The organism is Pseudomonas sp. IPO3749 (assembly GCF_013386605.1).
In the GTDB taxonomy this organism is placed as follows: domain Bacteria; phylum Pseudomonadota; class Gammaproteobacteria; order Pseudomonadales; family Pseudomonadaceae; genus Aquipseudomonas; species Aquipseudomonas azotoformans_A.
The window spans coordinates 1-10349 of record NZ_JACARN010000115.1 but is presented as its reverse complement, the minus strand read 5'-3'; the positions used below and the strand labels follow the sequence as shown (position 1 = coordinate 10349).

General features: G+C 50.7%; 7 protein-coding genes. 3 read left to right on the top strand and 4 right to left on the bottom strand.

The window, feature by feature from the left end; genetic code table 11:
• The first annotated feature begins 1105 nt into the window (after positions 1-1105).
• On the top strand, positions 1106-1948 hold the full coding sequence (locus tag HX812_RS30435; RefSeq protein ID WP_080642384.1) for a dioxygenase: 843 nt from the start codon (positions 1106-1108) through the stop codon (positions 1946-1948).
• 47 nt (positions 1949-1995) lie between these two features.
• Complete coding sequence (locus HX812_RS30430; RefSeq protein WP_038845904.1) at positions 1996-2337, top strand: Dabb family protein; 342 nt, start codon at positions 1996-1998, stop codon at positions 2335-2337.
• Between the two features lie 291 nt (positions 2338-2628).
• Here the strand turns inward: HX812_RS30430 and HX812_RS30425 are convergent, their stop codons facing one another.
• Positions 2629-3603, bottom strand: a complete 975-nt coding sequence (locus tag HX812_RS30425) for a hypothetical protein (protein ID WP_235165435.1) — start codon at positions 3601-3603, stop codon at positions 2629-2631.
• 275 nt (positions 3604-3878) lie between these two features.
• On the opposite strand from HX812_RS30425, the gene HX812_RS30420 reads away from it, so the two are divergent.
• Complete coding sequence (locus tag HX812_RS30420) at positions 3879-5285, top strand: PLP-dependent aminotransferase family protein (protein WP_050572425.1); 1407 nt, start codon at positions 3879-3881, stop codon at positions 5283-5285.
• Positions 5286-5551: 266 nt separating this feature from the next.
• Here HX812_RS30420 and HX812_RS30415 read toward each other — a convergent pair whose 3' ends face one another.
• From HX812_RS30415 to HX812_RS30405, 3 genes are all read right to left on the bottom strand, one after another.
• Positions 5552-6511, bottom strand: coding sequence for a LysR family transcriptional regulator (locus tag HX812_RS30415; protein WP_016976858.1), 960 nt, complete (start codon positions 6509-6511; stop codon positions 5552-5554).
• A 351-nt stretch (positions 6512-6862) separates the two neighbouring features.
• Positions 6863-8272, bottom strand: coding sequence for a VOC family protein (locus HX812_RS30410; protein ID WP_038845905.1), 1410 nt, complete (start codon positions 8270-8272; stop codon positions 6863-6865).
• Positions 8273-8563: 291 nt separating this feature from the next.
• On the bottom strand, positions 8564-10222 hold the full coding sequence (locus HX812_RS30405) for a GMC family oxidoreductase (protein ID WP_016978831.1): 1659 nt from the start codon (positions 10220-10222) through the stop codon (positions 8564-8566).
• Between the last annotated feature and the right edge of the window lie 127 nt (positions 10223-10349).

Here is a 10349-nt window from a genome sequence, read left to right as displayed (position 1 = left end):
ACACTGATATTGATTTTCCTAGCGTAACAGTAGTCTAAGTTTTGTTAAGTGGCGGTCGTCTAAAATTAACTATCACTAAAGATGACTTAGTTTTTGTCCTCAATGGGGCCTCATTACGGAGACCCCATTCTTCAATTGTTTAACTGGTCGGCATTAAACACAGTAACCGTAACGGGTAGCTGGATTATCATTACTACGAGATGCTGTTATGAAAGCTGACAAGCTATGGATAATCATAATTTTGACTTTGATGATCAATGGCGGAGCGCTCTTGGGTTTTGGACAAGCTTCCACCGGTGCTATCGCTCGTAGCATCGAATGCCGGCATTGGATAGCACGTACCGCAGAAATGATGAAAGGTTCTATGCTTGGAGTCGGAAGCTCGCCAGCCAGATGTTGAAAATGCTTAATAAGTTCACAAAAGGTCAGCAATGTGTGACCAACAGACGGTTATGGACAAAGCAAAAGCCGCTTTGCCGACTTATGCTTTATCCAGTCATACTTTATGCTTGAATGGCCTCTTTTCAATAACGAAACGAGGTACGCAACACCACGATTTGCGAGTTACTGCCTCCGGCATTCTTGTTCGCCGAACCGATGTCATAGAACAGATAGTCGAGACCGACCGTGATATTGGAGATAGGCGTCCAGTTGACGTTGGCTTGATACAGGTGCCCAAGTGTTTGTCGCTACCGGTAGTGGTTCCGGAAACGGTCACCATGCCGGGCAGGCACACTCCGTCATCACTGTTCTGGCGCCACGCGGCAAATACCCCTGGCTCGAATGTGCTTCGTGTACATGTCGACTGGAATCAGGCCGAGTCAATCGCTTGGACACTCAGTCCTGGATGAGGGTGACGTAGAAGACGGCTGGTTGCTGGTCTGTCGATCATTTGCAGACAGCTAAGAACTTATCGTTCGGTTCCTTTGATACCTTGGCGGGTTTACCGGCAGGAGACACCTATGAACGCTGAGCTTAATGCCAGTAACCATATATCGCTCACAAAAACGACGGAGAACTCGAAAGTGCACTGCCGCAACCTGACGACATCGATCTCAACAACCTCTTCACCGAAACCAGTTAGGTGGAAGTCGTTAACGCACGTATGAGCGATTTCGGCGACCCGTGCACTCGCCAGGTGATGGGCGTTATCGTGAAGCACTTCCATGCTGCCATCAAGGAAATCGAGCCCACGTATGCGGAATGGCACGCGGCCATCGAGTTTCTCACTGATGTAGGGCACATGTATAACGACCGGCGTCAGGAGTTCATTCTGCTGTCCGACGTGCTGGATGCGAGCATGCTGGCGGAAGTCATCAACGATCGTCCTCACTCGACAGGACGTCAACCGCCGACCTTTAACACCGTATTGGGGCCGTTCTACTTGCCCGGAGCACCGCACTATCCCAACAACAGCAACATCTGCCTGGATGAGAAAGACGAACCTTTACTGGTTAGCGGGTACGTAAAGGACACTGAAGGTCGGCCTATCGTGGGCGCGACGCTCGATATCTGGCAAACCAACGAAGACGGTTTCTATGACTTGCAACAGCGCGGGATACAGTCCGACTTGGTTCTGCGTGGTGTATTCGTTTCTGAGGCTGACGGACACTATGCATTTCGCACATCCAAACCGCGTCATTATCCTATTCCCAGCGACGGTCCGGTCGGCAAGCTTCTAGGCCGGATTGGACGGCATCCTCATTGGGCAGCGCATATTCACTTTATCGTCACGGTGCTTGGATACGAACTGGTCACCACGCACATCTTTGCTCCGGATTGCCCTTATCTGCGCGAAGACACCGTGCTCGGAGTTAGGCCCGCCCTGATTGCCACTATCGACAGGCTAAGCGATGCGGATATGGCAAAGTGCCGTGGCCTGAAAGCGCCATTCCTCCATATCAACTGGGATTTCATTCTGCAATCTACCACATCAGTGGGTGAGTAACGGCGCTCTATCGCGCGAGTCCGCTCTATGCTTAATAGGTTTACTATATGATCAAACACATTGTTATGTGGAATATAAAGGGTGCCAGCTCTGCTGAGAAGCTCGCGAATAGCCTTCGGGTAAAAAATCTGGTCGAAGGTCTAGCGGGCAACATTCCTGGCATGAAGACTATCGAGGTTGGCATCGAGATCAGCCAGATCGAGTATGCCTGCGACGTTGTGCTCTACAGTGGGTTCGATAGTCACGAAGCGCTGGAGGGATGCTCTTCCCATCCGGCACATCTGAGCGTTCGCCAACAATTGGAAGGCGTGCGGACAACTCGTCACCAAGTGGACTATTTGCCCGGTGGACAGGCGGTGTCAGATCGAGCGGCGGTTGAGGTTGGCTAGGAGTTAGAAGTGTGAACTTCACTTTTGAACCCTGTGCACAACGCGTTCTGTTCGGACACAGACTCACTTGCTTGCAAAAACCAGGATGGACTCCAAGTGGATTTGATGTCTGTGCACGGAGCAGAAGAGTAGACAGCGACGTGATGTGTTGCGAACACCCGTGACACACGAATAGTTCATCCTATCATCTTTGGGAGGGACCGAAGCTAGCTGTTACGGCCCCTTTAGTTTTTAGCATCAGAACAAACCAGCAGCCTCACTATTGGTCCGCTTTGTAAAAAATATGGTCACTCAGATCAGTCTAAGTCCAGTCATGCCGCACATAATTGCCACCGAAATCAGCGAGCTTATCCCTGCTCCCAGCCACCAAATCCGATTTGCATTCGATTGACTTACCTCATGCGCGAGCAGCACCACGCGTAACCCTGAAAACAGGTGAGTCAACACAAAAAACACACCAAGTGCGTAGTGGGGCAAGAGACGGATGTTCCAAGCGTCGTGTATCAAGCCGGCGGGCAGTCCTGCGGCGAAAGCCCAGTCGGTGGGAATGTCGAGAAAAGTACGCGCAAAGATGAACACAGAATTCATGTGACCGAGAATAAACACTGACATAAACACACCTGATGCCACCTGAAAAACCCGATAACGGTCAGCTGTTGTTTCTGTCCAAGTCCACGCTAGTCGTAGGCCGCTGATAATCTGGAACAGCATGACCGTCACCAACAGCGGTTCGATAGCTGCAGCTCTATAGACGGTACGGCCTATATCCATCACTGCTGCATGCGCTTGAGGGCTTATAAGCCCAAACAAATGATTAATGATATGAAATAGAACGTAGAGTGCAGTTATTGAGCCACTGATACCGTGAGCTACACGCAGACGTGAGGACGGATGTGCTTGAGAAAGCATGCTGGAATCGCCTTCTCTCGTTGCCCACGCCCCCAGCAGCAACCAGGCCGGCGACCATACCCAGGTATCTGGAATCGTGCTACCAGCCATGTAAGTAAGCACGCCAAAGAACACATATAGCGTAGGAACGGCAACTGCCAGCAACGCAAATCGTCGGGCGCGGGTGCTTTCCCTAGGCGCAGCATGAATTACACGACCCGCCATGATCAGACAAATCAGAGGCACAGCAAATGCTGCAATCAACAACAAAGCGGCGACGACGATATGACCTGCTGACAAAGACCCATTTATGCCACCAGCAAGTGTTACTGCCCAATGGAATGCCTCTAGGATCCAAGGATAGAGTGCAGCACTCATTGCCGATATCCATATCGTCACCTTGGCATCAAGGGGTCGTACAGAACCGCTGCTCACCATTAAGCGATCCATTCTTGGGTTATAGAGCATCTTATTCTCCAGGGACCGAAGAACATAAATGCTCTGCAAGTCGTATGCATGTAAGCTTTTGGGAAATGGCCTTCCTAGCGACTTATACAATAAACCGTCGTGATGGCAATAAATTTGTGTAACATTACCCTACCAAAGGCAAATTTTATAGAGTCAAAAATGATCAAATTGACTGGGACATTCCAATGAATAAAAAAGTGCACCATGAGGGTGATGGGCTACCGCTGTTTCGGCAGATCTACCTGCGCTTTCGTGATTCAATTAAGGAAGGTCGCCTCAAGCCTGGTGATCGTGTGCCCTCCATTCGGGCGTTAGCCTCTGAACTCCATCTGGCTCAGGGGACAGTCGAGGCTGCGTATCAATTATTGATAAGTGAGGGCTATCTGGTGACACGCGGGCCTGCCGGGACAGTTGTCTCTCCACAAATCAAATCCGCTCCACTTAAGCCTCTCCCGATAAAATCGGAAGCTCCCCAGCAGTCCTTGATACATACGGGAGAGACTCCGCAGCCGCTGCAGATGGGATTGCCGGCGCTGGATGCCTTTCCGACCAAGTTATGGAACCGACTGGCTTACCGTGCTCTGCGCCACTCTCCCATCGACGGTTTGATTTACCCTGATGCGAGAGGACATGTTTCTTTGCGCAACGCAGTCGCGGGTTATCTGGGTGTTTCGCGCGGAATTAGCTGTTCACCTGGACAGGTTTTCATTGTCGCGGGCTACCGAGCTTGCCTCGATTTGATCTGTAGAAGCCTGCTACACAGTGGAGATAGCTGCTGGGTCGAAGACCCCGGTTACTTTGCGACCCACCATTTCCTGCGCGAAGCTGGAGCAAACCTTGTTTCGGTTCCCGTCGATAATGAAGGGATGATTGTTCAGTCAGGTATACAACGAGGCAGCGACGCCCGTTTTGCAGTAGTAACCCCGACCCACCAAAGTCCGTTGTGTGTTCCAATGTCGATGCCTCGCCGGCAAAGTCTACTGGCTTGGGCCCACCACCAACAAAGCTGGATTATCGAAGATGACTATGACAGCGAATACCGCTATCTAGGCCGCCCCCTACCAGCCTTAAAAAGCCTGGATACCTACGATCGAGTCTTGTATTGCGGCACCTTCAGTAAAGTGCTGTTGCCGAGTCTGCGTCTCGCCTACCTAGTGGTACCAGAAAATCTTGTTTCCCGATTCGCTCAGATCGCGGACACCATGCATAGTCATTGCCCTCAGCTATGGCAGGTCACCACAGCCAACTTCATCAATGAAGGCCACTTCGCACGTCATTTGAAGAAAATGCGCGACCTTTATTCAACTCGACGAGGCTTGCTCGTGGATGCGTTGACCAGCGTCCTTGGCTCACGCCTATCGATCGACCATCAAGTCGGAGGGATGCACTTGGTGACACGTCTGGCTGAAGGCAAGGATGATCGTGCCATAATCGCTAAAGCAAAAAGCGCTGGATTGAGTGTTCACGCGCTCACTAACTGGTACTTAGACGCGCCATCTGAGTCGGGCTTGCTGTTAGGTTTCACCAACGTGAAAGACAGGGAGCAAGCCTTATTCTTGGCCACAAAGCTTGGCCAAACGATAGAAAACTGACTAAATTGTTCCAGTAGACGCCCCTCCCCTAAAACTACCTTTTGGGAATTTTATCAAGGGATCTTGTGGACCGGATTTGTAACCCGAGAATCGGCCACAATCGCACTGAAAACACAGCGTTTAACGTGAGTAGAGCACCAAAAATCAAGTTGGCATCAACCTCTCTGTCTCTAAATCTGATCATCGACCGCATCAGCGGTTTTGAATGAAGGCAGCCTGCTCGTTTCTTCGCGTAACCATACGGTGAACGAATGCGTGTAGAGATTTTATTCGAATATACTCTTGGCGGTTTCGCGAAGGCATTTTATGAAGTTTTTGCAAGCGGGATTAACATCTTTATCGGCGCGAATTGAGAACCCCACCTCACCAAAATTAGCACTCTTTGTTAAGTCGAGGACGACTATCAATCCAGCCTTGACGAATTGTAGTGCTGCTGCTCGAGGCATCAACGCAATCATATCAGTTTCCAACAGCAAGCCTATGTTGGTCAGAATAGATAGAGAATTGACATGATGCGGAGGCAGACCCAGTTTCGAATCACGAAAAAATTTTTCGACGGCATTGTAGGAGGGTGATTCCTGAAGTGGGAAGATCCACTCTTCAGTCATCAAGTCAGCGATGCTCAAACCTTTGCTGTCAGCCAGTGGGTGGTCGCATCCGACCACCGCACAAAAAGATTCATGGAACAAAACTTCGTGTTTGAGCGGGAACGCATGGGATAGAGGCAATTCCTGCTCAGGGAGGCGTCCTACGACGATATCTAGATCTCCTGTCGCCAGCGCCGGAAACATTTGCGCCGTTGTTCCTTCGCGAACCGTGATCAACACGCCAGGAGTGGCTTTGCGCAATGCCACGATTGCCCGAGGTAATAACTTAGCAGAGGCCGATATTAGCGTTCCGACAATCACATGCCCTGCTTCACCGGTCCTGAATGCGTTGACCTCCTCAGTCATATAACGCGTCTCGGCAATCAATGACTTGACTCGCCGTCCCAGCATAACACCGAACTCGGTGGGTGTTACTCCTCTATTAGACCGCTCAAACAACGGGCTGCCAAAAAACAACTCAAGATCGTATATAGCTTTTGTTATGGCCGGTTGCGTAAGACTCATTGCATTTGCAGCCCGCACGAATGATCCTGATTCCAGCACCAACTCAAATATCATCAGTTGGTGAAACTTCAATTTGCGGCTTAAGGTGATCGTCGATATAGGTGAAGTTTCCATAACCCTCCTCATGTGAGGTCGATGGTTGCGTCCACAGAACGCCTCAGCCGACAGTATAGCGTGTTCACTCACATCGTTCCTAGGACGATCTCCTCACCGGGAAAAGGTGCCGAAATTGATCGCAAACCCAAGAAATCGACCTGTTAGTGTGCAGGCAAACACCGACACCCTTACGCTTGCCGCTGGGGGCCAGGCGGGTTCGAATATCAATCGCACAGCCCTCACACACCTGTTGCAAAAAGCTCCGAGGTCAGGATGAGCCCCACCGAATGCTACTCGTCCTCTTACCTTTCTAGCTCCCTTTGTGCTGAGGTGAGGGAAGACTCATGACTAAGGGGCCTAATACGTCCGCTAAAGCATCCAGCTTGCTTCGCTAATCCTCATGATTCTGGCGCAGCTACGCAAAGAACGCGTTTGGCTTTCGGCGTAAAGCTCAAGTTCATTAAGCGTCTTCCTACCAAGCGCTGAGTGAAACTTTTTCTGATTTGAGTTTGCCGAATAGTGTGGTGGAGCATCGCCACCCAAATTGGACTGAAAAATCCCTGCTGCGCTTACAGGCAGAAAGTCCTCATAAACTATCGGTTCAAACCTGATCCAACCCTCATCAACAAGCTGATTCAAGCTTTTCATCTGCAAATTATTACCCGAAGCTTCCATTGCCCTTTCGGCTGGAAAATACCGGAAATATGCGAGTCCCAGCGAACGCATCTCCTCATAATTGTCGGGAAATGCTTGAAAAGCCTTTTCCAGAATACGAACGTATTCAGCAGCGTTTGCCTCGTTTGGAACCTCGCCCAACTCGTTCCGAGCAACGCTTAAACGCTCGTCATAGAGAGCTCGCCCCTTAGGCGTGAGAGCAACGCCACGTTGTTCAATTTCCCCGAAGCGAGCAGAGTGACTACCTGACTCTCCTACCTCTTGCCCCACAAAGCTGATGGATTCCTCAAGCGCCTTAAAACTGGTTTGACGTAGGAGGATCGGGCATTTCCTTCGAGGCGGACCTTCAATCACCGCTTTCGGAACAATTCCCTTCATAAACATACCTCGCTGAACGGCATCGATGTCCATAGTACGAGGGGTCAGGTGATTGATATGGGGGCCTTTGAAGGCGACGACATCGGCGATCAAACGGTGCTGAGCACTCAGTTTCATGTATTGGTCAAGAGAGACAGTAGCTATGTTATGCCAGCGGAAGGTTTCGAGAGCACGGTCAACAAACTCCGAAGCGTCCGCAGCAGATAGTCCGCCTGCAGCTTCGCATTGCTCAATTAGTTCTAAAGCTCGAGGAGTAAAAATCTTGCGCTGACAGAGCAAATGCTGAGCGATCGCTCGGAGCTCCGTATCGTCTATCAATTCGACTCTGAGCAGAGAAGTAAATACTCTGAACGGGCAAGTGTTGAGTGCAGCGTCTTCAATTGCCCGAAATGCTGTGGAATGAACAGGGACCCCAGCGGGGGCCAGATCGTAGTACCCGACAGGTTCCATTCCCATCACAGCAAACAACCTACACAACATTGACAACTCTGCATCTGTGCCTACACGAATTGCGCCGTGCCGCTCGTTATGTAAGCGGTGAATTTCACCAGTCTGCGCCAGTTTTTTGAACAGTTCGGGGTCTGCGCTTATGACTTCCCTATTCACCTCGGAAACCAGTTCCATCAAAATACCATAGAGAGGCACTTCATCCCTGTACATCTGTGACATTGCATGGGAAAACGCTGACCTAATCTCGTCCGTACTCGAAAAATTAGAAGCATTCATCGAATGTGTTCTCCTCACAAAATACAACTGCGACGTTAAACCTTGATGGCACCTCAACATGCCTCTCAGCCAGCGTTGGGTAGCAACAAAATACTAGAATCCAATGCCACACCGTAAGAAAGAAAAACTCGATAGGTCTATCGATGTGCATTTCGTAATCCCTTGCAAGAGCAGGTTTGTTATTGATGAAGACCTGTAAAGCACAGGCTGGCTTCATCGCCGACAAGCCCGCTCCTACGAGACTCATGATCCATAGTGGGAGCAGCCTTGCCGGTGAAGCCATGGAGTGCTTTAACTTCTTGTGGACTCCGCGGTACTAACACTGGTCTGGCGACCAGGTGTGCGCAGCGAAATTTTCCCCATCATGTGATCAACACCTTTCTCGGCAACGGCCATTGCTGTCGCGTTGGTGTTGGCGCTGATGATTATCGGCATCATTGAACAGTCAAACACACGAACGTTTTGCACGCCTTTGACCTTCAGATCGGGGGTCAGGACAGACATTGGATCGTCTTCCTGGCCCATCCGGCAAGTACCAACGGGGTGGTAGTTACTTTCCGTAGTCTGGTGGATGTAGTCCAGCAGTGCTTCGTCGGACTGTATCTGGTTGACCGGCGAGAAAATCTCATCGATGACCGAGGAAAACGGAGCTGTCGCGACGATCTCTCTCAGGTATTTGAGCGACTGCAACATGCGGCGACGGTCCGAAGGATCGCTAAGCCAGCGAAGATCAACTTCAGGATGGTCGGCAGGGTTTGCCGAACGCAGCTTCACCGTGCCCCGCGAAAGCGGCTTGACTAGGTTCGCCATCAGAGTCACGGCGTCGGTTGGGCCACGCTTCACCGTTGGCCACATAGCGCCGATGCAATAAATCTGGATATCTGGATCGGCCTCGGGATCGTCGAGGTTAACGAATGCCATAGTTTCCGAGCCTGTGGAACCGATAGGTCCACTGTTTTTGAACGCAAAATACTGAATCGCGTTTTTAAGCGCTTTCAAGCCAGTATCTTCACCAAAGTAACCAATGGGACGTTTCGTGGTGGCCGAGAGAATCGCGACATGGTGGTCTTGCAGGTTCTGACCGACTCCAGGCGAATCGACCAGAGTCTTGATGCCGTGCTCCTCCAGATGTTTGCAAGGACCAATGCCCGACAACATGAGCAGTTGTGGTGAAACAAAGGCGCCTGCTGTCAGGATGACCTCACCAGTGGTTGAGGCCTGATGAGTAATGTCGTCAACCACATATTCCACACCCACCGCGCGAGTGCCCTCAAACAGAATTCGATTCACGCGCGCCGAGGTCACCAAGGTCAAGCGAGGATCGTTAAGGATCGGGCTTAAGAAGGCGTCCGCGGAACTGCAACGTCTCCCGCGATAAACCGTAGATTGCGTAAGACCAACACCATGGAGATTGCCGGAGTTGAAATCATCGGTATATGGAATGTTGAGATTTTGCATAGTACGCAGGAACAAGCTGTCAGCTTCGATGAGGTACGGAGCATCCGACACCTTCAATGGCCCCTCACTACCGTGCGCCTCATTCTGCAATCGCTGATTGCCTTCCTGACGGCGGAAATAGGGAATCAGATCATCCCATCCCCATCCGGCGCCACCTGTCGCTTTATCCCATAAATCATAATCAAGTCGGGAGCCTCGCGCATAAAGCATGACGTTGACCGAACTTCCTCCGCCGACAACGTTGCCTTGGGCGACATCGATGGCACGGCCGCCGAGTGACGGCTGGGGCATAGACCTTATGCGCTTAACAAAAGGTGTTTTACCGTAGATCATCTTCAAAGTGCCAGCGGGCATCTTAATGATCTGATTGTTGTTGCTAGGGCCCGCCTCCAATAAAAGAACGCGTGCGCCGTGTTCGAGAACCAACCTATTCACTGTAACACAACCGGAACTTCCGGCTCCAACAACGATAAAATCGAAACTATCTTTCATTATTCTTATCCTGATGATTAGTCGAGCACAACGCATCGCCGGTTAGGCAACATGATGATGGTGCGACGCAAGGCGCTATCACTTAATTAACAACAATAGTGCTAATATGGCTCTTCGCATTTAAGGG

What these genes read in the sequence shown, in the direction of transcription:
- HX812_RS30435 (WP_080642384.1), top strand. Translation starts at nt 1,106, where the DNA reads ATGAGCGATTTCGGCGACCCGTGCACTCGCCAGGTGATGGGCGTTATC.
- HX812_RS30430 (WP_038845904.1), top strand. Translation starts at nt 1,996, where the DNA reads ATGATCAAACACATTGTTATGTGGAATATAAAGGGTGCCAGCTCTGCT.
- HX812_RS30425 (WP_235165435.1), bottom strand. Translation starts at nt 3,603, where the DNA reads ATGAGTGCTGCACTCTATCCTTGGATCCTAGAGGCATTCCATTGGGCA.
- HX812_RS30420 (WP_050572425.1), top strand. Translation starts at nt 3,879, where the DNA reads ATGAATAAAAAAGTGCACCATGAGGGTGATGGGCTACCGCTGTTTCGG.
- HX812_RS30415 (WP_016976858.1), bottom strand. Translation starts at nt 6,511, where the DNA reads ATGGAAACTTCACCTATATCGACGATCACCTTAAGCCGCAAATTGAAG.
- HX812_RS30410 (WP_038845905.1), bottom strand. Translation starts at nt 8,272, where the DNA reads ATGAATGCTTCTAATTTTTCGAGTACGGACGAGATTAGGTCAGCGTTT.
- HX812_RS30405 (WP_016978831.1), bottom strand. Translation starts at nt 10,222, where the DNA reads ATGAAAGATAGTTTCGATTTTATCGTTGTTGGAGCCGGAAGTTCCGGT.